At 67.2% G+C, this 23,455-nt stretch carries 21 protein-coding genes and 1 tRNA gene; 12 read left to right on the top strand and 10 right to left on the bottom strand.

Annotated features, from left to right (window positions below; translation table 11 throughout):
• The first annotated feature begins 106 nt into the window (after nucleotides 1-106).
• The gene (locus tag BKA25_RS26115) at nucleotides 107-1,159 is read left to right on the top strand and encodes an ABC transporter ATP-binding protein (protein WP_236750863.1); all 1,053 of its coding nucleotides are present in this window, start codon (nucleotides 107-109) and stop codon (nucleotides 1,157-1,159) included.
• An 82-nt stretch (nucleotides 1,160-1,241) separates the two neighbouring features.
• Here BKA25_RS26115 and BKA25_RS26110 read toward each other — a convergent pair whose 3' ends face one another.
• Together BKA25_RS26110 and leuA are read right to left on the bottom strand one after the other, a co-directional pair.
• Nucleotides 1,242-1,484 (bottom strand): hypothetical protein, encoded by a 243-nt coding sequence (locus tag BKA25_RS26110; protein WP_084642371.1) that lies wholly within the window; start codon nucleotides 1,482-1,484, stop codon nucleotides 1,242-1,244.
• A gap of 377 nt (nucleotides 1,485-1,861) precedes the next feature.
• Entirely contained in the window at nucleotides 1,862-3,664 is a 1,803-nt protein-coding gene (leuA, locus tag BKA25_RS26105) for a 2-isopropylmalate synthase (RefSeq protein ID WP_069845896.1), read from the bottom strand.
• Between the two features lie 323 nt (nucleotides 3,665-3,987).
• On the opposite strand from leuA, the gene BKA25_RS26100 reads away from it, so the two are divergent.
• Nucleotides 3,988-4,272 (top strand): hypothetical protein, encoded by a 285-nt coding sequence (locus BKA25_RS26100; protein ID WP_069845898.1) that lies wholly within the window; start codon nucleotides 3,988-3,990, stop codon nucleotides 4,270-4,272.
• Nucleotides 4,273-4,294: 22 nt separating this feature from the next.
• Here the strand turns inward: BKA25_RS26100 and BKA25_RS26095 are convergent, their stop codons facing one another.
• Nucleotides 4,295-4,945 (bottom strand): nitroreductase family protein, encoded by a 651-nt coding sequence (locus BKA25_RS26095; protein ID WP_069853151.1) that lies wholly within the window; start codon nucleotides 4,943-4,945, stop codon nucleotides 4,295-4,297.
• A 59-nt stretch (nucleotides 4,946-5,004) separates the two neighbouring features.
• Nucleotides 5,005-6,045, bottom strand: coding sequence for an MptA/MptB family glycosyltransferase (locus BKA25_RS26090; protein WP_221312440.1), 1,041 nt, complete (start codon nucleotides 6,043-6,045; stop codon nucleotides 5,005-5,007).
• 386 nt (nucleotides 6,046-6,431) lie between these two features.
• On the opposite strand from BKA25_RS26090, the gene BKA25_RS26085 reads away from it, so the two are divergent.
• From BKA25_RS26085 to BKA25_RS26070, 4 genes are all read left to right on the top strand, one after another.
• Nucleotides 6,432-7,697: an aspartate kinase gene (locus tag BKA25_RS26085; RefSeq protein ID WP_069845902.1), complete on the top strand. Its 1,266-nt coding sequence runs from the start codon at nucleotides 6,432-6,434 to the stop codon at nucleotides 7,695-7,697.
• Nucleotides 7,698-7,717: 20 nt separating this feature from the next.
• Nucleotides 7,718-8,809, top strand: a complete 1,092-nt coding sequence (locus tag BKA25_RS26080; protein ID WP_069845904.1) for an aspartate-semialdehyde dehydrogenase — start codon at nucleotides 7,718-7,720, stop codon at nucleotides 8,807-8,809.
• Between the two features lie 174 nt (nucleotides 8,810-8,983).
• Nucleotides 8,984-9,436 (top strand): Fur family transcriptional regulator, encoded by a 453-nt coding sequence (locus tag BKA25_RS26075; protein ID WP_069845906.1) that lies wholly within the window; start codon nucleotides 8,984-8,986, stop codon nucleotides 9,434-9,436.
• A gap of 42 nt (nucleotides 9,437-9,478) precedes the next feature.
• Nucleotides 9,479-10,930: a catalase gene (locus BKA25_RS26070; RefSeq protein ID WP_069845908.1), complete on the top strand. Its 1,452-nt coding sequence runs from the start codon at nucleotides 9,479-9,481 to the stop codon at nucleotides 10,928-10,930.
• Between the two features lie 227 nt (nucleotides 10,931-11,157).
• Here BKA25_RS26070 and BKA25_RS26065 read toward each other — a convergent pair whose 3' ends face one another.
• The gene (locus tag BKA25_RS26065) at nucleotides 11,158-11,361 is read right to left on the bottom strand and encodes a hypothetical protein (protein WP_157420883.1); all 204 of its coding nucleotides are present in this window, start codon (nucleotides 11,359-11,361) and stop codon (nucleotides 11,158-11,160) included.
• A gap of 191 nt (nucleotides 11,362-11,552) precedes the next feature.
• Between BKA25_RS26065 and BKA25_RS26060 the strand changes: the two genes are divergently transcribed.
• From BKA25_RS26060 to BKA25_RS26050, 3 genes are all read left to right on the top strand, one after another.
• A complete protein-coding gene (locus tag BKA25_RS26060) occupies nucleotides 11,553-12,110 on the top strand; it encodes an NADPH-dependent FMN reductase (protein ID WP_069845911.1) in 558 nt (185 codons plus the stop codon).
• A gap of 166 nt (nucleotides 12,111-12,276) precedes the next feature.
• Nucleotides 12,277-12,702, top strand: coding sequence for an organic hydroperoxide resistance protein (locus BKA25_RS26055; protein ID WP_069845914.1), 426 nt, complete (start codon nucleotides 12,277-12,279; stop codon nucleotides 12,700-12,702).
• Nucleotides 12,703-12,755: 53 nt separating this feature from the next.
• Nucleotides 12,756-13,250, top strand: coding sequence for a Dps family protein (locus BKA25_RS26050; RefSeq protein ID WP_069845916.1), 495 nt, complete (start codon nucleotides 12,756-12,758; stop codon nucleotides 13,248-13,250).
• Between the two features lie 68 nt (nucleotides 13,251-13,318).
• Here the strand turns inward: BKA25_RS26050 and BKA25_RS26045 are convergent, their stop codons facing one another.
• Both BKA25_RS26045 and BKA25_RS26040 read right to left on the bottom strand, forming a co-directional pair.
• Nucleotides 13,319-15,196, bottom strand: a complete 1,878-nt coding sequence (locus BKA25_RS26045; RefSeq protein ID WP_069845918.1) for a S9 family peptidase — start codon at nucleotides 15,194-15,196, stop codon at nucleotides 13,319-13,321.
• Between the two features lie 60 nt (nucleotides 15,197-15,256).
• Nucleotides 15,257-16,255, bottom strand: a complete 999-nt coding sequence (locus tag BKA25_RS26040) for a trypsin-like serine peptidase (protein WP_084642374.1) — start codon at nucleotides 16,253-16,255, stop codon at nucleotides 15,257-15,259.
• Nucleotides 16,256-16,614: 359 nt separating this feature from the next.
• Between BKA25_RS26040 and BKA25_RS26035 the strand changes: the two genes are divergently transcribed.
• On the top strand, nucleotides 16,615-17,130 hold the full coding sequence (locus BKA25_RS26035) for a hypothetical protein (RefSeq protein WP_069845921.1): 516 nt from the start codon (nucleotides 16,615-16,617) through the stop codon (nucleotides 17,128-17,130).
• Nucleotides 17,131-18,171: 1,041 nt separating this feature from the next.
• Here the strand turns inward: BKA25_RS26035 and BKA25_RS26030 are convergent.
• Together BKA25_RS26030 and BKA25_RS26025 are read right to left on the bottom strand one after the other, a co-directional pair.
• Nucleotides 18,172-18,248, bottom strand: a tRNA-Pro gene (locus BKA25_RS26030).
• A 47-nt stretch (nucleotides 18,249-18,295) separates the two neighbouring features.
• Nucleotides 18,296-19,258: a metallophosphoesterase gene (locus BKA25_RS26025; RefSeq protein WP_069845923.1), complete on the bottom strand. Its 963-nt coding sequence runs from the start codon at nucleotides 19,256-19,258 to the stop codon at nucleotides 18,296-18,298.
• A 137-nt stretch (nucleotides 19,259-19,395) separates the two neighbouring features.
• On the opposite strand from BKA25_RS26025, the gene BKA25_RS26020 reads away from it, so the two are divergent.
• The gene (locus tag BKA25_RS26020) at nucleotides 19,396-19,866 is read left to right on the top strand and encodes a GatB/YqeY domain-containing protein (protein WP_069845925.1); all 471 of its coding nucleotides are present in this window, start codon (nucleotides 19,396-19,398) and stop codon (nucleotides 19,864-19,866) included.
• A 166-nt stretch (nucleotides 19,867-20,032) separates the two neighbouring features.
• A complete protein-coding gene (locus BKA25_RS26015) occupies nucleotides 20,033-20,794 on the top strand; it encodes an EI24 domain-containing protein (protein WP_084642376.1) in 762 nt (253 codons plus the stop codon).
• 82 nt (nucleotides 20,795-20,876) lie between these two features.
• Here BKA25_RS26015 and BKA25_RS26010 read toward each other — a convergent pair whose 3' ends face one another.
• Nucleotides 20,877-23,450, bottom strand: coding sequence for a penicillin-binding protein (locus BKA25_RS26010; protein WP_069845927.1), 2,574 nt, complete (start codon nucleotides 23,448-23,450; stop codon nucleotides 20,877-20,879).
• Between the last annotated feature and the right edge of the window lie 5 nt (nucleotides 23,451-23,455).

The following is a 23,455-nucleotide window of genomic DNA, read 5'->3' as shown; positions in this document are numbered from 1 at the left end:
CACGGCAACCGCCGACACCTCCGCGACGGACGAGGTCGCGGAGAACCGGGATGAGGTCCTGGTCTCGGTCGAGGATCTCAAGGTCCACTTCCCGATCAAGCGCGGCATGATCCTGGACCGCACCGTCGGCTATGTCTACGCGGTGGACGGGGTCGACCTGACCATCCACCGTGGCGAGACCTATGGCCTGGTCGGCGAGTCCGGCTGCGGTAAGTCCACCCTCGGCCGGGCGCTGTTGCGGCTGGTGGACGAGGTCAAGGGCAAGGTCGTCTTCGATGGAACCGACCTGTCGACCCTCAAGGGCGAGCCGCTGCGGCGGATGCGCAAGCGGATGCAGATGGTCTTCCAGGACCCGCTGTCCTCGCTGGACCCCCGCCAGTCGGTCGAGTCGATCCTGGTGGAGGGGCTGAAGGCCCACGGATTGGCCAAGGACCAGGAGGCGACCAACGAGCGGCTGCGGACGTTGCTCAAGGCCGTCGGCCTGCCCGAGAGCGCGCTGCGCAAATATCCGCACGAGTTCTCCGGCGGTCAGCGGCAGCGGATCGGCATCGCCCGCGCCCTGACGGTCAATCCCGATCTCATCGTGGCCGACGAACCGGTGTCGGCGCTGGACGTCTCCGTGCAGGCGCAGGTGATCAACCTGCTCGGCGACCTCCAGAAGGAGTTCGGCCTGACCTATCTGGTGATCGCCCACGACCTGGCGGTCGTCCGGCACATCTCGGATCGGGTCGGCGTGATGTACCTGGGCGGGATCGTCGAGGAGGCGACCTCGGACTCGCTGTACACCGAGCCGCTGCACCCGTACACGCGGGCGCTGCTCTCGGCGGTGCCGGTGCCGGATCCGGCGTTGGAGGATCGACGGGAGCACATCCTGCTCACCGGCGATCTGCCCTCGCCCGCCGCGCCGCCCAGCGGCTGTCGGTTCCACACCAGGTGTCCCTGGCGGCAGGAGACGCGCTGCGACACCGAGCGGCCCGCGTTGCGGGAGCTGGCGCCCGGCCACAAGGTCGCCTGCCACTTCGCCGAGGACATCCGCGACGGCAAGATCGAACAGCACGCGGTCAAGGCGGAGGCCGTCGATCCGGACCTCGCGGCGAGCGCGGCGCACACGACGGCGGCCGGTCCGGCCTCGATCACCGAGGTGATGGACCAGAAGTAACCGGCCGTTCGCCTCTGCGAAACGAGATGCGGCTCGACCCGGAATCCGGGTCGAGCCGCATTGTTCGGGTCGGTCTTCCTCGTCAGCCGATGGTCTCGGGGTGCAACGGTCTGCCGTCGGCGATCACCTTCTGCGCCTCCGAGGCCCGCTCCAGGGCCTGAGCGAGTCCCACGGCATCGGAGGGCTCCATGACGGCGGTCTCGCCGGGTGGCGTCACGACGGCGACCCGGTCGCCCAATACGAGAACGGTGAGCTGCCTGGATCGCCCGGAGGCGTCCGTGCAGTCGACCCACCAGCGCAGTCCCTCGTCCGATCCGGCGCTCATGCCGTCTCCATTCATCGCTAGTAGGGCCACAGCAGAACAAGAATTCCGTTCACAGTACTGACATCCGGTTTCGCACTGATCGACTGGGCGGTAGCCCGGTCACCACAGCCGACGCCCACCACCATCTGGGCGACGGACCGGCGTCGCAAGTCGACGGTGCGCCGGATCGATCGAGTTCAACCGGCTCTCGCCCGTGGTCGATTCTGCGGCGAACCGGCCCCGATCGGTGGCTCCGCCATCGGACGAGGCCGGCGGGCGGTGCGGTGCGAACCGTCCGGTTGCCGCGAGAGAACGGCCCGAACCGGACAGCCTGGGGTCGCGCGGATCGATGCGCGGTGGCCAGGATCGACCCCGGCCACCGCCACAGAAGAGCTCGCTCAGCGCTGGGCGCGGTTGACCGCCGAGACCACCGAACGCAGCGCTGCGGTGACCGTGGAGGTGTCCACCCCGACGCCCCACAGCAGCGTGTCGCCCACGGCGCACTCGACATAGGACGCGGCCTTGGCATCATCGCCGCCGGTCAGCGCGTGCTCGACGTAGTCCAGGACCCGGACGTCGTAGCCGATGGTCGTCAGCGCGTCCACGAACGCCGAGATCGGCCCGTTGCCGGTGCCGGTGATCTCGCGTTCTTCGCCATCGACCACCACGGTGGCCACGATCGCGTCCTGATCGCCGCCGCTCACCCGGTGTTTGGCCAGCTTCAGCGGGGCCGTCGGCTCCAGGTACTCGGTGGCGAAGACGTCCCACATCGTCTTCGGGTCGACCTCGCCGCCCTCGGAGTCGGTGACCGCCTGCACCAGCTTGGAGAACTCGATCTGCAGCCTGCGCGGCAGCGTCAGCTGATGCTCGGTCTTCATGATGTAGGCGACGCCGCCCTTGCCGGACTGCGAGTTGACCCGGATGACCGCCTCGTAGCTGCGGCCGACGTCCTTCGGGTCGATCGGCAGATACGGCACCGCCCAACGGAAGTCGTCGACCGGCACGCCCGCCGCCTCGGCGTCGACGCGCAGCGCGTCCAGCCCCTTGTTGATGGCGTCCTGATGGCTGCCGGAGAACGCCGTGTAGACCAGCTCACCGCCGTAGGGATGCCGTTCCGGGATCGGCAGCTGGTTGCAGTACTCGACGGTGCGCCGGATCTCGTCGATGTCGGAGAGGTCGATCTGCGGATCGACGCCCTGGCTGAACAGGTTCAGCGCCAGGGTCACCAGACAGACGTTGCCGGTCCGCTCGCCGTTGCCGAACAGGCAACCCTCGATGCGGTCGGCCCCGGCCTGATATCCCAGCTCGGCGGCGGCCACCCCGGTGCCCCGGTCGTTGTGCGGGTGCAGCGACAGCACGATGGAATCGCGGCGCGCCAGGTTCCGGTGCATCCACTCGATCGAATCCGCGTAGACGTTGGGAGTGGCCATCTCCACGGTCGCGGGCAGGTTGATGATCGCGGGCGCCTCGGGCGTCGGCTGCCAGATGTCGATGACGGCGTTGCACACCTCGACGGCGTAGGCCAGCTCCGTGCCCGTGTAGGACTCGGGCGAGTACTGGAAGCGGAACTGCGTCTCCGGGTGCTTCTCGGCGAAGGCGGCGACCAGCTCAGCGCCGTCGGTGGCGATCTTCTTGATGCCCTCGCGCTCGCTGCGGAACACCACCCGCCGCTGCAGGATCGACGTCGAGTTGTAGAGGTGCACGATCGCCTTGTGCACGCCGTTGACGGCGTCGAAGGTGCGTTCGATCAGCTCGGGTCGCGCCTGGGTCAACACCTGGATGGTGACGTCCTCGGGAATCGCGTCGTCCTCGATGATCTCGCGGACGAAGTCGAAGTCCGTCTGGCTCGCCGCCGGGAAACCGACCTCGATCTCCTTGTAACCCATCCGCACCAGCAGGTCGAACATCCGACGCTTGCGGGCGGGGGACATGGGGTCGATCAACGCCTGATTGCCGTCCCGCAGGTCGACCGCACACCACTGCGGGGCCGTGCGGGTCACGACGTCGGGCCAGGTGCGGTCGGCCAGCGTGACCGGCTCTACCTGCTCGGCGAAGGACTGGTAGCGGTGAAACGGCATCGAGCTGCCCCGCTGCGGGTTCCAGGCGGGCTGGTCGGCGGGCGCCGGTCGCGACGGCACGCGCAGCCGACTACGGCCGGTGCTGAAGGCGTCGGGCGCGGAAATCTCGGAATGGCTGGCCATGACGGATGTTCTCCTACTGATGCCGAGTACGACGACCGGCAGCCTCGAACTCCGCGCCGGGGAGCCGGTCTGGTCAGACCCCGTCGCGGCAGCGAAGCAGGAGCGCACGAGCCACGGCGAGAGGCTAACCGACGTGGCGCCCGGCGCGAAAGCCCGTCGTCCAGATGCTGGGAGCCTGGGCACGCCGAGCTGCACGATGTCGCAGGCAAGGTGTGTGCCGAGCCACTCGAACCCGGCCGAGTGGCGGCGCAGGCCACCCGAACAACCGCATTCCTGCCTACCGGGGAGTGCGCGCCGACCTGCAAGTGAGAAACACTCACATCATGGCGGCATCAAAACGTGGAGACAGTGGACTTGCCGGATTGATCAACGCCGTCGGCTTCGTGCTGGCTGCGGTGCTCGTGGTGAACGCCTTACTGGTCCTGCTCAACGTGAGCACGGACGTGGAGGTCGTCCAACTGATCGGCAACCTCTCCGAATGGCTCACCCTCTGGTGGCCGGGCCTGATCCCGACCGACAACGAGACACTCCAGGTGCTCGTCGACCACGGCGTCGCGGCCCTGTTCTGGGTCGTGGTCGCGGCGATTCTGGCGCGGGCCTTCGGCTGAGTCGGGACGCCCGCACCCCGGCTCAGTACACCGGGGTGCCCCAGGCTTCGCCGGAGACCAGTTCGTCCAGGCCACGCCGCTTTCGTGGTTGGGCATCCCGCTCGCGGAGGTCCTCCGGTCCGGTTCCTGGCGCGGCCAGCCTGCCGATGGCGATGGTGACGCGGGGCTCGACGCTGTCGGGCAGGTTGAACGCGTCCGCGATCGCCTCGGCGTCGAAGCCGGCCATCTGGTGCGCGATCATGCCCTCCGCCACGGCCTGCAGGACTAGATTCTGGGTGGCCATCCCCAACCCGTATTCGGAGTAGGGCAGCGGGTGCCCCTCCTCGTCCAAGACCACGGCGATGCCGACCACCAGCGCCGCCGATGCGGGCGCCCACGCCTTGTTTCCCCTGGTCAGCGTGCTGGCGATCCGCTCGAAGGTCTCGCTGCCCCGGAGCCCGACGAGATAGCGCGCGGGCTGCGAATTGCCCCAGGACGGCGCCCAGCGCGCCGCCTCGAACAGTGGTCGGAGCTGATCGAGGGAGAACTCGGCGGTCGCGTCGAGGTTGCGCGGACTCCAGCGGTCGGCGATCAAGGGGTGCAACGGCACGCTGGTGTGTGCGCGACGGTCGGAGTTCTCGACCGATGTCGCCGCCGATTCGGTCACCTGGGCACCTCCGCGATCCGTGGGCATCGCGGCCAGCGTAGTCACCTGGTAGTCCCGGCACGCACCGGCGGCGTGACCGGCGCGGATCAGGTGGCGTACGGCCAGGCGACCAGGGCATAGGCGCCGAACCACGACCCGGCCAGTGCGACGGTGGCCACGACGCTCAACGCCGTGCTCGGCCGTCGTCGGGCCAGGCTGATGGCGACCGGCAACAGCAGCGTGAATGCGGGCAGCAGCAGCCGCGCCTTGGAGTTCATCAGCCCGTTCGAACCGATATCCATGATGAACACGGCGATCCCATAGCCCACCAACGGCCAGGGCAGCCGCATCCGGATCGAGGCCACGATCGCCACGATCGCCGCCAACAGCAGCGCGACGGTGCCGACCTCCAGCACCGAGGAACCATCGGCGAGCACCTGGATCGTGAAGCGAAGCGTCGCGGCACCGCCGTCGAACTGGGAGCCCCACCCCGCCTCCTGGACGTCGAACCAACCGGTCACCGACCCGGTGCGCAGGCCGACCCAGCCCAGGTAGCCGAGCATCCCCAACGGCGCCAGTAACCCGGCCGCCCACGGCCGCCAGCCGTCCCGGCGATGCAGCACCGCGGTCAGGGCGGCGATCCCCACGATCAGGATCAAGGCCGCAGCCGTCGGACGCACCAGGCCCGCTGCGGCGCAACAGAACCCGGCGAGCAGCCAACGCCGCTCCACCACCCCGACCAGCGCCCAGGCCGCCAGCGCGCAGAACAGCGCCTCCGAGTACGCCATCGACAAGGAGATGGACAGCGGGGTACAGGTGAACAGCGCGATGAGGATGAGACCGGTTCGCCGATCGCCACCCGCTGCGGCGGCCAGTCGCATCAACGCATAGGCCAGCGCCACACCGCTGACAAGGCTGATCAACAGCGCCGAGGCGACGTGCTCGCCGCCGGGCAGCGCGGCGAGAAGTCGGATCAACCCCGGATAGCCGGGGAAGAATGCGGTGGCGGTGTCCTCGGTGCGTTGGCCGAACGCGTCGTACAGCTCCGGCGAGACGTTCGCGTAGCCGTGTTCGGCGATGCTCAGGTACCACTGGCCATCCCAGGCCGTGCGTTCCGAAAGTGGTGACTCTCCGTGTTGTGCGGCCATCCAACCGAGCACCCAGAGCCCCAGCTGGCGAAGTGCGAGGTAGACCACAGCGGGCGCTGCGAGCTCACCGATTCGGACCGCCCGCGGATGCCGCTGAGCCCACTCCCAGAGCCGGGATATCGGCGACGGTCTGCCCTGCTCAGCCCCCGAACCCGTGGTTGATCCGTCCCGCGCGTCTTCGGCTGCCGTCGTGGAGCGCAAGCCGGTCCTCCCCAGGGTTGGTCGATCGGGGGTCACACGCTAGTCGGCGTGGTTGAAACTCGGGTGTTTCGTTAATTCTCTGTAGGCTGACCTGGCAGCGGAGCGACCCGTGGGGGCTCGATGCTGTTGGATCGAGCTGACATCCGGGGTCGCAGCAAGGCTGATCTTGGAGGAGGTTCGAGGACGTGGCGCTGGTCGTCCAGAAGTACGGCGGTTCCTCTGTACAGAGTGCCGACCGGATCAAACGGGTGGCCGAGCGAATCGTCGAGACCCGCAAGGCGGGCAACGACGTAGTCGTCGTGTGTTCGGCCATGGGTGACACGACGGACGAGATGCTCGAGCTCGCCAAGCAGGTGTCGCCAAACCCGCCGGAACGCGAGATGGACATGCTGCTCACCGCAGGTGAGCGGATATCCAACGCCTTGGTCGCGATGGCCATCGACGCGCTCGGCGCCGAGGCCCGGTCCTTCTCGGGCTCGCAGGCAGGCGTGATCACCACCCCGGTACACCAGAAGGCCAGGATCATCGACGTCACTCCTGGGCGCGTCCAACAGGCACTGGGTGAGGGCGCGATCGTCCTCGTCGCCGGTTTCCAGGGCGTCGCACAGGACACCAAGGACATCACCACGCTGGGCAGGGGCGGTTCGGACACCACCGCCGTCGCGCTGGCCGCGGCATTGAACGCCGATGTCTGCGAGATCTACACCGATGTCGACGGCGTGTTCAGCGCCGACCCGAGGATCGTGCCCAACGCCAAGCATCTCCAGACCATCAGCTACGAGGAAATGCTGGAGATGGCCGCCTGTGGCGCGAAGGTTCTGATGCTCCGTTGTGTGGAGTACGCCCGTCGATACGGCGTACCCGTACACGTCCGTTCGTCGTACAGCAGCAAGCCGGGGACCCTGGTCTCCGGCTCAGTGGAGGATCTGACCGTGGAACAGGCGATGATCACCGGCGTCGCGCACGACCGCTCCGAGGGCAAGGTCACCGTGGTGGGCGTGCCCGACACCCCCGGCGTGGCAGGGCGGATCTTCCGCGTCGTGGCGGACGCGGAGATCGACATCGACATGGTGTTGCAGAACGTCTCCGGTACCGCCTCCGGGCGCACCGACATCACCTTCACCCTGTCGCGGGACAACGGCGCGACGGCGGTCGCCGCGCTGGAGCAGCTGCGTGCCGAGGTGGGCTTCGAGCAGGTCCGCTACGACGACCGGGTCGGCAAGGTGTCGTTGGTCGGCGCGGGCATGCGTTCGCACCCCGGCGTCACCGCGACCTTCTGCGAGGCCCTGGCCAACGCCGGGGTGAACATCGAGATCATCAACACCTCGGAGATCCGTATCTCGGTGTTGATCAGGGACGACGACCTCGACCAGGCGGTCAGGGCGATTCACGAGGCTTTCGGTCTGGGCACCGATGAGGAAGCCGTCGTGTACGCGGGCACGGGTCGATGAGGGAAACGGTGAGCGCTTCGATGACAGACACGACCGATGGCGGCGCGGGCCGTCGCCCCACCCTGGCGATCGTCGGAGCGACGGGTGCCGTCGGCTCGGTGATGATCGACATTCTCGACAACCGCGAGACGGTGCCGTGGGGCGAGATCCGACTGATCGCCTCGGCCCGCTCCGCCGGTCGCAAGATCACGGTGCGCGGCGAGGAGATCACGGTGCTGGCTCTGGCGCCGGAGGTCTTCGACGGCGTGGACGTGGCCTGTTTCGACGTTCCCGACGAGGTCTCGGCCGAATGGGCGCCGGTCGCCGCCGCGCGGGGCGCGGTGGCCGTGGACAACTCGGGCGCCTTCCGGATGGACCCCGAGGTGCCGCTGGTGGTTCCCGAGGTCAACGCGGCCGACGTGTCGAAGCGGCCGAAGGGCATCATCGCCAACCCCAACTGCACGACGTTGTCGATGATGGCGGCGTTGGGCGCGCTGCACCGCGAGTTCGGACTGCGTGAGCTGGTGGTCTCCTCGTACCAGGCGGTCTCCGGTGCGGGGCAGGCAGGCGTCGACCGGTTGTACGCCGAGATCGCCGCCGTGGCGGGCAAGGACCTCGGTTCGCGGGCCGGTGACGTCCGGGAGGCGTTGACCGCCGCCGGATTGGTCCAGGACGACTCGCCGTTCCCGGCCCCGTTGGCGCTCAACGTGGTGCCGTGGGCCGGTTCGCTCAAGGACGACGGCTGGGCCTCCGAGGAGATCAAGGTCCGCAACGAATCCCGCAAGATCCTGGGCATCCCGGATCTCAAGGTCTCGGCCACCTGCGTGCGAGTTCCCGTCGTCACGACGCACTCGGTGGCCCTGCACGCGGTGTTCGACAAGCCGGTCACGGTCGCCCAGGCGCACGCCGTCTTCGAGGCGCAGCCGACGGTGGTCCTGATGGACGACCCGGCCAACGGGATCTACCCGACGCCGTCGGACGTCGTGGGCGGCGATCCGACCTACGTGGGCCGGGTGCGGCAGGCGCTGGACTTCCCGAACACCCTCGAGATGTTCGTCTGCGGCGACAACCTGCGTAAGGGCGCGGCACTGAACACCTACGAGATCGCCGAGCAGGTCGTCTCGGCAGGCTGAGGAACCAGACAGGTATTCACGCAGGTGGGACGGGCTGCTCGGCCCGTCCCACCTGCATGTCTGCGGGATGCGATTCCCGCAGCGCACTGCGCCCGGATCCCCCGTGATCGCAACGTGAATCGAACCACCCGTTTTCTTGACTTGTTCCAGAAACGGTGGTGGACTGTCGGTCGTATGGCTCCCACCACGGCATCCCCGCAGGGCCGCGAAGCGGCACCCGACCCGCGCGAAGCATTGCGCGGCGTTGGGCTGCGGGTGACGGCACCTCGGCTGGCGGTGCTGAACTGGCTGGCCGATCACCCGCATTCGACGACGGAGCAGGTGGCCACAGCGGTCCGCCGTCAGCTCGGCGTCGTCTCCACACAGGCCGTCTACGACGTGCTTCGGGCATGTACCGACCACGGCCTTTTGCGGCGGATTGAGCCAGCAGGACACCCAGCCCGCTTCGAGACCCGCACTGGCGATAATCACCATCATCTGGTCTGTCGACAGTGCGGCCGCACCGTCGATGTCGACTGCGTGCATGGCGCTGCGCCGTGTCTGGAGCCCTCGGACGTGGCGGGTTTCACCGTCGACGAGGCGGAAGTCGTCTTCTGGGGCCTGTGTGCCCCCTGCTCGGCCAGTTGAGGCGAGCAGTTCACCCGTGAAGCGAACAAGGAGGTTGGGCGCGTGACCGACGCACGTTTCACCACTAACAACGTGGGGATCCCGGTGGCGAGTGATGATCACTCGCTGACCGCTGGCCCGAACGGTCCGATCCTGCTGCAGGATCACTACCTGATCGAGAAGAACGCCCAGTTCAACCGGGAGCGGGTGCCGGAGCGGGTCGTGCACGCCAAGGGCGGCGGCGCGTTCGGTTTCCTGGAGATCACCGAGGACGTCAGCCAGTACACCAAGGCTGCGCTGTTCCAGCCCGGTGTGAAGACCGAGGCGCTGACCAGGTTCTCCACCGTCGCGGGCGAGCTCGGTTCGCCGGACACCTGGCGGGACCCCCGCGGCTTCGCGATCAAGTTCTACACGACCGAGGGCAACTACGACCTGGTCGGAAACAACACGCCCGTCTTCTTCATCCGGGACCCCATCAAGTTCCCCGACTTCATCCGCTCCCAGAAGCGGCGGGCCGACAACGGCCGTCGGGACCACGACCAGCAGTGGGACTTCTGGACCCTGCAGCCGGAGTCGGCGCACCAGGTCACCTGGCTGATGGGCGACCGGGGTATCCCGAAGACCTGGCGGCACCAGAACGGCTACGGCTCGCACACCTACCTGTGGGAGAACGCGGGCGGTGAGAAGTTCTGGGTCAAGTACCACTTCAAGACCGACCAGGGCATCGACTTCCTGACCTCCTCCGAGGCGGCGACGCTGGCAGGCGAGAACGCCGACCATCACATCGCCGACCTCTGGGACGCCATCGTCGCGGGCGACCACCCGAGCTGGACCCTGCACGTCCAGGTCATGCCGTACGAGGACGCAGCGGACTACCGCTTCAACCCGTTCGACCTGACCAAGGTGTGGCCGCACGGTGACTACCCGCTGATCAAGGTCGGTCGCCTGGTTCTCGACCGCAACCCGGAGAACTACTTCGCGCAGATCGAGCAGGGCGCGTTCGAACCGACGAACTTGGTTCCCGGCATCGGCCCGTCGCCGGATAAGATGCTGTTGGGCCGGATGTTCTCCTACCCGGACGCACACCGCTACCGGATCGGGCCGAACTACGCACAGCTGCCGGTCAACCAGCCCAAGTCGCCGGTGAACTCGTACGCCAAGGATGGCGCGATGCGCTACTCCAACCCGAGCGACCCGGTGTACGCGCCGAACTCCTACGGCGGTCCGCACGCGGACGCCGCGAAGGCAGGCGAGGCGGCCGCATCCTTCGGTGTCACCGATGAGATCGTCCGTTCGGCCTACCGGTTGCACGCCGAGGACGACGACTTCGGCCAGGCTGGCACCATGGTCCGGTCCGTGCTCAACGACGACCAGCGGGCTCGGTTGGTCGCCAACGTTCAGGGCCACCTGAGCAACGGTGTCTCCAAGCCGATCTTGGCGCGGGCGCTGCAGTACTGGCGCAACGTCGACAAGGAGCTCGGCGACAAGATCGCGGCCGCGTTCGACGCGAGCTGAGATCTCCCTCTGGAATCCTGCGGGACCCCCAGCCGCAGGATCTCCAGAGGTCGAGGACGGCGACTACGCCGTCGAAACGGCCCGGCAGGCCTCCCCCCTCCCGCCGGGCCGTTTCCTCGTTCTCGGGGCGGGTGACGACGACCGCGGGTGGTCCGGGGTATCGAGGCGAGCGGCTGCCTGCGCCCTCGGATGCGATCCGGGCGCAGGGGCAGTGAACAGGCGAATCGTCAGGCCATGGGGTACAGCCCCGGCAGGTAGCCGGATTCCTGGCAGTACGGACACGGTCTGAGATGGTGAACGGTCCGCCCGACATTGCCGAGCATCGCCAACGCCGGTTCCACGATCTGACCGCTTCCCTCGCAGCTCGGACAGATGGTGGAGAGCTTGGGGCGCGGGCCTGGCAGCGTCGACTCGAAGTGCTCCTCACTCACCACTGCACAGTAAGCCCGCAGTCTGCTCATACCCAATCGCCCATGCCACACGAGGTCCACACCGACCCCCTGTGGTGGTCTGGACGGGCACACTGGCCCGACAGGGGTTGACCTACAGCATGCTTGAGGTTTTAGGGTGTTCTGGTGGAGACAAGCCAGACTTATCGCCGTTGTGTGCGAGCGCTGCCGACGTGACGATCCGGGTGGTCGGCATCGGCGGATCGATTCGGCCGGATTCCCAGTCGGAGCGCGCCCTGCGCGCGGTCCTGACGGGAGCGGCGGATGCGGGAGCGGAGACGGTCGTGCTCTCCGGCCCTGACCTGTTGCTGCCCTTCTACGACCCACATGTCACCGAACGCACCGACAACGCCCGGCGCCTGGTCGAGAGCGTGCAGAGCGCGGACGGCGTGATCCTGGTCTCGCCCGGCTACCACGGCACGGTGTCCGGTCTGGTCAAGAACGCACTCGACTACATCGAGGACCTGCGCGGCGACGCCCGGCCGTATCTGGACGGCCGAGCGGTCGGCTGCATCGGCACGGCCCAGGGCTGGCAGGCGGCCGTGAGCACGTTGACCGCCCTGCGCTCGATCGTGCACGCCCTGCGTGGCTGGCCGACCCCACTCGGTGCGGCGCTGCACTCCGGTGAGGTTCGCTTCGACGAGCACGGCGATTGCGCCGACGCCAAGACCTCGGGAGTCCTGCACACCATCGGCCAACAGGTGGTCGACTTCGCGCGAAAACAGAACTAGTTCGTCGCAGGTGGAAACACCGATCCATGGTCGGATCTCGGCGTCCCGTCGCCGCGAACTCAATCGATTAAGGCTTAATCGTCTCCGCTCCCGGGTACCTCAAGCGACAGCGTTCGGTACGCCGTCGCTGGCCGTGTGCAGCTACCGGGAGGCGAGGAGATAGACCATGACCCCGCTATACACCGCAGAGGCCGTCTCGACCGGCCAAGGCCGCGATGGTGAGGTCAGATCCTCGGATGGAGTGATCAACGAGCAATTGGCCACCCCGACCGAGCTCGGCGGTCCCGGTGGCGCCGCGACCAACCCCGAGCAACTGTTCGCCGCAGGCTATTCGGCGTGCTTCCACAGCGCGGTGCGGGCGGCGGCGGCCCGGTCCGGTACCCCGGTGCGCCGCAGCGAGGTCACCGCGAAGGTGGGCATCGGTGCGGACGAGAGCGACGGCGGCTTCCGGCTCTCCGTCGACCTGGAGGTCCGGATTCCCGAACTCACCCAGCCACAGGCGAACGAGATCGTCGAGGCGGCCCAACAGCTGTGCCCCTATTCGAAGGCCACCAGAGGCAACATCGACGTCTCCGTGTCCGCAGTGGTGTGACCAGGCGTGGCCCGCCCGGCTCTCTGACCGTCACCAGGAAGGTGTGAGCAACCATGACGAAGAACTCGATTCGCAGCCCATTGACCAGCCCCCTCGGCGACGGCGAACGGGATGTCACCTGCCATGCCCTACAGGCGACACTGCTGGAGATGATCGACCTGCACCTGTTCGCCAAGCAGGAGCACTGGAACGTCGTCGGCCCCAACTTTCGGTCGGCGCACCTCCAGCTCGACGAGTTGGTGTCGACCACCAGGGACTTCGCCGACGACGTCGCCGAGCGGATGTCGGCATTGGCCGTCTCGCCGGACGGCCGGTCCGCCACGGTCGCCCAAGGCAGCGGACTGCATCATCCGCACGCGGGCTGGCGCACCGTCGAACAGGTCGTCGACGACGTGGTCGCGGCTTTGAGCGAGGTGGTGCACCGGCTTCGGGCCCGCATCGACGAGACCGACAAGACCGACCAGGTCACCCAGGACCTGCTCATCCAGATCACGGCCAGCCTGGAGAAGGCACGTTGGATGTGGCAGGCCCAGCAACAGAAGAAGTAATCGGCTCGACCAGCCGGGCCGGACGCGAGAGTGCGTCCGGCCCGGCTGTGTGTCGAGAACGGCTTCGATCAGTTGATCGGCGAGGCGAGTCCCAGCGCGCGACGGGCGAAATGCAACTCGGCGGCCCGCTGCTTCAACGACTCGGCGATCACCAGCGACCCGTGCCCCGCATCGAAGCGGTACACCTCGTAGTGCACGTCCTTCGACGCCAACCGGTCGAGGTAGTTGTCGATCTGGCGGATCGGGCACCGAGGGTCGTTCTCGCCCGCCAACACCAGCACCGGCGCCCGCACCTGGTCCACATAGGTCAGTGGGGAGCACTCGCGATACAGATCGGGAACCTCCTCCGGCGAGCCGCCGAACAGGGCCCGGTCGAAGGCGCGCAGTGGTTCCATCTCGTCTTCATAGGCGGCCAGATAGTCGGCGACCGGGACCCCGGCCACGCCTGCGGCCCAACGCTCCGGCTGGGTGCCCAGCGCCAGCAGCGTCAGGTAGCCGCCCCAGGAACCACCCTCGACCACACACTTGGCCGGATCGGCGAGTCCGCTCTGCACCGCCCAGTCGTGCACTGCGGCGACGTCGTCGAGTTCGGTCAGGCCCGGCCTGCCCTCGATCGAGTCCCGCCAGTCCGACCCGTAGCCGGTCGAGCCTCGGTAATTGACGTGTACCACGGCGAATCCGGCGTCGACCCACAGTGCGCGATAGGCCGAGAACCGGTCCTCGTCCTCCGCGTGTGGGCCGCCATGCAGGCTGAAGACGGTCGGCAGCGGACCGGCGGGCGCATCGGCGGGCCGGGCCACCAGCGCGTGGATCTCGCCGCCGGGACCTTCGACGAACGCATCGGTCAATGCCACCGACGGGGGTGCGGGCTCGCCGGGCGGGGTCAACACGACCTGGTCGGTGCCATCGGTGAACAGCGCCCGGATCACCGAGGGCGAATGCGAGCTCGACCAGCCGTACTCCACCGTGCCGTCCGGACGCACCGCCGCCGAGCCGACCGTGCCCGGCTGGGTGTTCAGCCGGGTGAGGGTGGCCTCGGCGATGTCATAGCGGTACAACTCGCCGCGGGCGCGGTACTGATGCGACACCAGCAGCGACCGGCCGTCCGGATACCAATCCGCCGCCAGCTCGCCGGGCAGGTCCAGCTGCAACTCCGACTCGGAGTCGTCGGCCAGGTCCCAGATCAGCAGCTCGGGCTTACCCCGTCGTTCATGCGAGACCAGCAGACGTTGATCGCCCGCGATCGACGGGAACGCCAGCGCGTCGAGTCCCTTGCCCTCGCCGTCCCACTTCTCTGCGACAACGGTGTGCTCGCCACCGGACTCGCCGAGGCGTAGCACCCGCAGCGCCGGGTGTCGGGAGTCGCCGTGTTCGGAATGCGAGATCACCAACAGCGTCTCGTCGTGGGACAGCGCCGCGGCCCCCGCGTCGTGCTCGCTCTGGTAGACGACGTCGGCCGTGCCACGCTCCTCGTGAACGCCCCGGCTTACCCAGATCGTGGTGCCCTCGTCCGTCGCGGCCGCCGAGGCGACCACATCCGTCCCGATCTCCAACCCGGCCGGATACCCGTCGTGTACGCCGGGAAGGGCCTGGGCGGGTTCCTCGTCGGGCGCGCGTCCGCCGAACGGCTCCATCATCCACTGGCCGAATTCATCGCCATCGGTGTCGGCGAACCACCAGATCCGCTCGCCGTCCGGACTCAGCGTGGCGTGGATCGTTCCGTTCGGCCGGTCGGTCACCTGGCGGTGGGTGTCGGTGGCCCGATCCCACGCGTAGACCTCCCACACACCGCTGACGTTGGACACGTAGAGGTTGCGGTCGGGTGCCAGCAACGCCCAATCCGGCGTGGAATTGCGGGCCGAGGTGAACCTGGCCCGCCATCGGGCCTCGGCCTCGGGGTCGTGGAAGAGCTGCTCGGGAATCTCGGCTTGAGGGTGGGTGCTCACGCCCGCGATACTGCCGCACCGGGCAGCGGTGGTGCCCGCTGCCCGGTGGTCGCCCGGTCGTCAACGGGCCAGGATCGGCCCCGATGCTCGCGGGCCGGGAACGACTCGGATCTCGTCGATGAAGGTGAATAAATCCTCGGTTAATCGAGTGCCCTTGTTGAAGTCGACGGTGACGGTGCGGCCATTGGTGTGAATCGCGATAGCCCGGTCCACATCGTCGTAAACCGCCGAACCGCTTTGCCCGCCAACGGTATCCACCGTGTAGCGGAGTTTCTTCGCAGGCGACTGGCGAATGGGGCCGCCGTGAAACCACATGGTGCCAGCCGGTTTGTCGGCAGGATAGCCGCGAATCGTGACATGAGTGCCATCGAAGGAATTCTCCTGCCAGCTCATCCCGAACCAGCCCACGGTGTTTCCGATAGAACAACCCAGTTTGAGCACACCCCAGTCCTGGTCGGTGTCCGCCTCGTCGACCCAGGACAGGTCCGTCCATGACTGGGTGACGCCACAGCTGCCGAAGGGCACCGTGCCCGCGTTGCGGCCGGGCAGGATCCGGAAGTCGGTGAAGAAGTCGGCGAGGTCGCCGGTTCCGCCTGCATGCACGCAATGCCCGGCGGTCACCACCGTGTCGGCCGAGACCAGGAATCCACTGCAACCACCGATCTCGGCTGCGGTGACCTGGACGACGGCGCGACTCGGGAACGCCGTGGTATCGAGGACGCGCGATCGTTGATCGGGCTGGAAGATCGACGGTGCGCCGCCTCGCCCCGAACCCGTCTGCACAGGCGGCGCGAACGAGACACCGTCACCCGCGTCCGCCAATTCGCCGGAACCCTCGAAAGCGGGGCGGGTGCTGCCTCGTCGGGCAGGCGAGGCGGGCAACGCGGCGTGGTACAGCGGGAATCCGTCCACGGTTCGCCCGACCGGACGTAGCTCGACACCCGAGGCCGGAAAGCGTGCCGTCGTGGCCGCGATGTGCGCGACGGCCGCACCCGAGGGAAGCAGTACGGCGAATATAGTGAATATCGTCGTCGAAATAGTTCGAATCGATCTCCTCATGGCCAGGTATCCCCCAATACTCGGCGGTCCGATGTGGCATCCGACGGCTATTCGGCCGCCCGTGGATGTTCCCCCCGCACCGGTATTTCTCAAGGTAACGATAGTCGGCCCCACCGACAAGAGTGGTACCCCGAAAATCGCACTCGCCGATGGGGGTCGTAATACTCGGGAGCGACTTCGTCGATGGCTGCTGGATTTTCCGAGCCCGCCGACGGCGGCGATGTCGGCCACTCGGCCCGGGCAGGCCCGCCGGGGTCCCAAGCACCCCGGGGATGGGTGGCTAGACCCACTGACACCCGCCGCGACCCATCGCACGATGGCGGTAAGTGCACTCCACTGCCATCCGAAAGGCCGAGCCGATGAACCGCCAGCACGACACCGTCGAGCGCCGCTCCTCCGCAGAGCAGACACCTCATGGTCCGCGCCGTAGCACCGTGCCGACTGTCGTGCAGGTCGCGTTCTTCCTGTGGCTCACGGCCCTGGCGATGGGGGCGGTGGAGACGGTCCTCGGAGTCGCGGGCGAGCTGAGTGCCCCGGAACGGACGATGACCATCGCGGCGATCCTGGGACTCATCGCGTTCCGGGTGGTGATCACCCTGGTGTTGTTCACCATCGCGGTGGTCATGCGGCGCGGTTGGAACTGGGCCCGAATCTCGCTGACCGTGCTGCTCGGCGGTATCGGGATGTTCTCGCTGGTCTACGCCCCGATCACCGAGTTGGTGGCAGGTGTCGGGTTCGTCGAGGCATTCGGCGGCGATGGTCCGATGGGACCGTGGTTCCTCATCGTGCGTCTCGTGCACGTGGTCTGCGTTCCCGCCGCGATCATCGCGATGTTCCTGCCCTCGGCACGCACGTACTTTCACACCCCGGAGTGATTGCCGGACGGGATCTCGCCGTGCCCTGCTGCCTCAGCTACCGTATTGCTACTCGATGTGCTCGGAGTGTGCGCTTCGGGCGGACGGAATGAATATGTCGACTGGGTGTGTTGTCAACCGTACCGCCGCACTGCTTCCCCCGGATTGGTGACTTGCGGCCCGTATTTCTCCATGGTGAATGGGTGTATCCAGCCGGTGAGTCCATATTTGCGGTCTGCGATGTTATCGTGAAGGACGCCTTGTTCCTGCATCAATCGAGCGCAGTCTTTGCAAGCAGGATGAGTAGTGCGGATCATGCCCTCGGTTCCATTGCCGGCACCCCAAACGGCCATGATCCGACATTCGGCATGGTTTGATGACTCGATCGCAGAAAATCGTTCACATGTCTGTCGATCCGTTGGAAACCAGTGCGGTGCTTGCCCAGGCTTCGCAGCTAGGACATCGGCCCATATTTGTGCGAAGAACATTGGTTTGTTCACCCCTGATGTCGACAGATATAGTCTCTGTTTCACGACGAGACGACCATAGGATGAACAAGTATTTCTTGCAGGTTCCTTCGTAGCCAAGTGCATAGGGACTGTTCTCAAGGCAGCTCACCTTCCCTTTTGGGCACACGGTGGCGGGACTTGACTTGGTGCGTAGCTTGCATGCGATCTTGGAAGGCGGATCGTGAAGTCTTCAAGTGGTGAAGGTAGTACTCCTGCATGATTCGGGTCGCCTCGAAACACGGCACCTCGCCCTGGCGAACCGCCACCTTATGTGCTGCTGCAACTATGCAATCGGCATGGAGCATGACCGTTCTGCGGATCGACCACTACGGAGGCTATGAGCGCTCGCTGCGCAGTTGCGCCCCGTCGTCGCTCACGAACGCTTCCCGCGCATGGCCGACTGGGGTTGGGCGGATTCGCTCCGCGTCTGACTCGCAGCGTTAGCACGTAGCGGTGGGCGAGTCTGATTTCACGGTTCATCGCACAAGGGCCGTGAACATGCGAAAACGGCCTGGTTGGGACTCCGCTTGGAGTCCCAACCAGGCCGCTTATCTGGTCGGGGTGACAGGATTTGAACCTGCGACCTCTTCGTCCCGAACGAAGCACGCTACCAAACTGCGCCACACCCCGCCCGTCTCACAGCTTCCCAACCGGTCCGCTGTTCGACGAGACATAGTCTAGCTGATGTCTTGCCCAGCCCCGAAACCGGCCGGCACCTGAGTTCCACGGGAGCTCGGTCGGTCGTCCGATTCGCGCGGGACCAGCGTCAACAGGCTCGCCTCCGGCCTGCAGGCGAAGCGCGCGGGGGCGTAGGGCGAGGTGCCCAGGCCAGCCGAGACGTTGAGCCAGGTGTGTGCGCCCCAGCGCGAGACGCCACGCGCCCGGGACCGGTCGATCCCGCAGTTGGTCACGAGCGCCCCGTAGCCGGGAATCCGTAGCTGGCCGCCGTGCGTATGGCCGGCGAGCACCAGGTCGTAGCCGTCGGCGGCGAAGGCGTCGAGCACCCTCGGCTCCGGCGAGTGGGTCACGCCGAGTCGAAGCCGGGCCTTCGGATCGGGAATGCCTGCGATGTCGTCGTAGCGATCCCGGCGCAGATGCGGGTCGTCGACGCCCGCCGCGACCACGGTGCTGCCCTGCACGCTGAAGGTGCGCCGCTTATGGGTCAGGTCGAGCCAACCGCGCTCGGTGAGCGCCGCACGAAGGTCGCGCCACGGCAACGGCACCCCGTGAATCCGCTTGGTCTTGCTGCTGGGCAGCAGGTAGCGCGCGGGATTCTTCGGCTTCGGCGCGTAGTAGTCGTTGCTGCCGAAGACGAAGGCGCCCCGCCGATTCAGCAGCGGCCCCAGCGCACGCAACACCGAGGGCACCGCCGCCTGATGGGCGAGGTTGTCGCCGGTGTTGATCACCAGGTCGGGTTCCAGCGCGTCGAGCGCCGCCACCCACCGTTGCTTCGATTGCTGGTTGGGCATCATGTGCAGGTCGGAGATGTGCAGGACGCGCATGGGTCGCGCCCCAGGCGAGAGGACCGGCAGCGTCGCGTGCCGTAGAGCCCAAGCTCTGCGTTCGATCCCGACGGCATAACCGAGGGTGGCGACGCCGAGTGCGGCGGTCCCGATCAGGGTGCGGCCGATGGTGTTCATCCCGCTCAGCCTAGAAGGCTCTGCCACCTGATGCCGATCCCGGCACCCGTCGTGAACATCCCACGTGTTCGCGCCGAGGGTCCGCCCGCCTCGATAACCTGCGTCGTCGTCGGTCGCCGACCGCTAGGTTCTTTGCCATGGCAGAGCTGAAAGCACGACTGAGGGCAGAGCTCGTCACCGCGATGAAGGCACGAGAGGCCCTCGTGGTGTCCACGCTGCGGATGGCCCTCACCGCGATCTCGACCGCTGAAGTCGCAGGTGAGAGCGCGCGCGAGCTAACCGACGACGAGGTTCTCAAGGTCCTCGCGAAGGAGACCAAGAAGCGGGATGAGGCGGCGACGGCGTTCGCCGATGCTGGCAGGACGGAACAGGCAGAGTCCGAGCGCGCGGAGGGTGACATTCTGCGCCGCTACCTGCCTGCCCAGCTGAGTGACGCGGAATTGGCCGAGATCGCCGAGCAGGCGGTGGCCGAGGTCACCGAGACACTCGGGGAGCGTCCCGGGCAGCGCCAGATGGGCCAGGTGATGAAAATCGCATCGGCCAAATCGGCGGGGCGGGCCGACGGCGGTCGCGTCGCGGCGGCGGTGCGCGCCCTACTCCAGAGCTGAGTTCGACTTCGGGATCGCGGGCCCCGTGATTGATCGGATGCCCGACGACCCCGACCTCGACGACGTCGTCCGTGTCCGGGTTTGGCCGACCCGGGCACGGTGCGACGACGGCGGAAGATCGTCGTATTAGTACTGATTTCACGATCACTGACATAGTCTTCCGCGCGTGATCCGCCCCATACGAGACGTGTTCGCAGGCCTGGGCATTGCAGGCCGCGGTTACGCGCTCCTCTTCAGCTCACGTCGTCACCTGCTTCGGGGCGCGCTACCCGCGCTGCTGACCTCGATCCTCTACCTCGGCCTGTTGATCGCCTTGGTGTATTTCAGCGGTGACATCACCGCGTGGATCACCCCGTTCGCCGATGGCTGGCCGCAGCCGTGGCGCACGCTGACCCGGGCCGTGGTCGGGGTGGTCGCCTTCGTGGTCATCCTCGGGATCGGGCAGGTCATGTTCGTGACCGTGACCCTGCTGATCGGCGGGCCCATCTACGAATCGATCTCCGAGGAGGTCGACGACAAGTTGGGCGGCGGAGTCACCGAACCGCAAAGCGGTTGGTTCCAGTCCCTGATCGGGGGCCTCGGCGACGCCGTGCGGATGCTGTTGCGGTCGCTGATCTGGGCCGTTGTGCTGCTGGCCATCGGATTCATCCCGATCGTCGGCTTCATCGCTCCCGTCATCGCGATCCTGGTGGGCACCTGGTTGTTGGCCCTGGAGATGACCTCGTTGCCGATGGGCAGGCGAGGCATCGGCCTGTCCGACTGCCGCCGCACGATGCGCAAGCGTCGGATGCTCTCGCTGGGCTTCGCCCTGCCGAACTACCTGTTGATGCTGGTTCCGCTGGCCTCGCTCATCGCTGCCCCGGCGACCTTGATCGGTGCGACGGTGCTGGCTCGGACCCTGCTCGATGAGGAAGTCACCCCGGCCTGATCAGGCCCTAGAACGCGACAGTGCCCGGCAGCGGAGTTCGCTGCCGGGCACTGCTGTGTTCGCTACTCGCTCACCGCCGCCATCACGGTGGACCGCTGGGGTTGCCACCCGGTGGAGCCCCGGTCGGGGGCGGTTGTTGTTCGGGCGGCTGACCGGGTGGTTGCTGGCCCGGTGGTCCCGGCTGTGGCGCGGTTGTCGGCGGTGGGGCGGTGGTCGGCTGCACCACCGATGGCGGCTGCGCCGGACCTCCGGTCGTGGGCGGCGGGGTCGCCGGTGGTTCCTGGGTGGGCTCCGGTGCGGGGTTCTCGCTCGGCGTCGCGGGTGGACCGGTGGGCGACGCGCTCTCCGAACCCTCGGTAGGCGGATTGCCGTTGCTCACCGAGATGGTGACCGTCTCGCCTGCCGGGGCGAAGCCCTCCGGTGATTGGCTGACGACCGTTCCCTCGGGCTCGGTCGCGTCCACCGACTGCTCGTTGACGCCGTAGCCCGCGTCCTCCAACGTCTTGCGGGCCTCGTCGGCCTTCATTCCGATCACGTCGGGGGCCTGCTCGCCCTCGCCGCCGTCGAGATAGCGCGGTTCGACCGGTGGCAGCTCCATGACGGGTAGACCCTCGTGGATCGGCGTCATCGTGGCGAACCAGGTACGCGCCGGGATCCGACCACCGAAGATGTTGCCGCCGCCACCACACAGCGCGGGTGGATCGGAGTCACAGATGCCCTGGATCTCGCGACCGTCGTTGAAGGTCAGCACCGCGCCTGCCATCTGCGGGGTGGCACCGATGAAACCCGCGGAGAAGTAGTCCTGGGCGGTTCCGGTCTTACCCATCATCGGCCGGTCCCAGCCCGCCTCGCTCGCGGCTGTCGTGGCGGTTCCGTCGGTGTGGTCCTTGCCGAGTCCGACGAACAGCCCGTCGGCGAGCTTCTCGTCGACGACCTGTTCACACGGCGCCTCGGTGATCGGCACGACGTTGCCGGACCGGTCGAGGATCTCCTCGATCGGCGACGGCGGGCACCACATGCCGCCGCTGACGATGGTCGCGGAGACGTTGGCCAGTTCCAGCACGCTGGTCGGAGTGAAGCCGAGGGTGAAGGCACCCATGTTGTGGTCGACGATGTAGTCGCCCTGCGCGGTGTTGCGGACCTCTTCGTCGGATTCGAGATCGATCGGGTCACCGTGATGGTTGACCCCCGCCATGCCCTCGCGCATGCCGAGCCGCTCGGCCATCCCGACGGCCGCCTCCAGCCCGACCCGTTCCTGCAGCATCACGAAGGACGTGTTCGGCGATTGGGCCAGCGCATCCTGCAGGGTCATCGACGCCGGGTAGCCGCCATCGCCGTGGTTGTTGACCGTGTAGCCGTCGCCGTTGTTGATGTAGGCCATCGACGTGTAGGTCTGCGGTGAGGGCAGTTCGTTGTTGATCCCCATGCCCATCTCGAGCGCGGCGGCGGCGGTGAAGACCTTGTAGATCGACCCGGCCCCGAACTTCGTCAGGTCGCTGGGCAGCGCGTACATCGTCTGGCCGGCGTCCAGGTCCAACCCGTAGTCGCGGTTGGCCACCAGCGCACGGACCTTGTGGCTCTCCTTGCCGGGTTCGACGACCGCCATCACGTTGGCGATACCGGGGGTGTCCTTGGGGACCTCGGCCATCGCCGATTCCTTGGCGGCATCATTGGCCTCCTGGTCCAGGGTGGTGCGGATGGTGTAGCCGCCGCGCCGGAGCTGATCCTTCGAGAAGCCTGCTTTTTGCAGGTAGTCCAGGACGTATTCGCAGAAGAACCCATCGTTGGGACCGGCGCCGACACAATCGTTCGGCGGCCTGCCCAGCGGTTCGGCCAAGCCCAGCGGCTCGCCGATGGCCTTGCCTGCGGCCTCGGAGCTGATCAGGCCCTGTCCTGCCATCAACTCGATCACGACGTTGCGCCGGTGCAGTGCTTCCTCCGGTGCGGTGCCGGGGTTGAGGCTGCCGGGGCTGTTCACGATGCCCGCCAACATCGCGGCCTGGGCGATGGTGAGTTTGTCGGCGGTGGTGTTGAAGTAGGTCTGGGCGGCGGCGGCCACGCCGTAGGTCTGGTTGCCGAAGGGCACCACGTTCAGGTAGCCGGCCAGGATCTCTTCCTTGTGCAGGTGCTGTTCGAGCTGCAACGCGACCCTGATCTCACGCAGCTTGCGGGCGTGGGTCTGTTCCTGCGCCTTCACCTGCTGTGCGGGGTTGCCGTTGGAGACGACGTGGACCAGGTAGTTCTTCACGTACTGCTGAGTCAGGGTCGAACCGCCCTGGGCGATCGACCCCTCCATCTGGTTGGTGATCGCCGCGCGGATGGTGCCCTGCCAGTCGACGCCTTCGTGGTCGTAGAACCGCTGATCCTCGACCGCGATGATCGCCGCCTTCATCGAGTCGGAGATCTCCTCCGGCTCGACGATCTCCCGATACTGATCGAAGAGGTAGGCGATCTCGGCCCCGTCGGAGTCGGTGATCGTCGTGAGCAGCGGCGGGTCCGTCGAGACCAGGTCTGCCGAGATGCTGTCGACCGTGTTACTGGCCTGATTGGACACCACGCCGACGCCCCCTGCGACGGGGAAGAGCACCCCGGCGGTGAGCACACCCGCCAGCGCACAGAAGCCGAGAAGCTTGAGCAGCCGCGTCCTGAGTTCCACGGACC

The organism is Actinoalloteichus hymeniacidonis, from assembly GCF_014203365.1.
GTDB classification, from domain to species: domain Bacteria; phylum Actinomycetota; class Actinomycetes; order Mycobacteriales; family Pseudonocardiaceae; genus Actinoalloteichus_A; species Actinoalloteichus_A hymeniacidonis.
The sequence above is the reverse complement of the archived record's forward strand: the minus strand, read 5'-3'. Positions and strand labels throughout refer to the sequence as shown.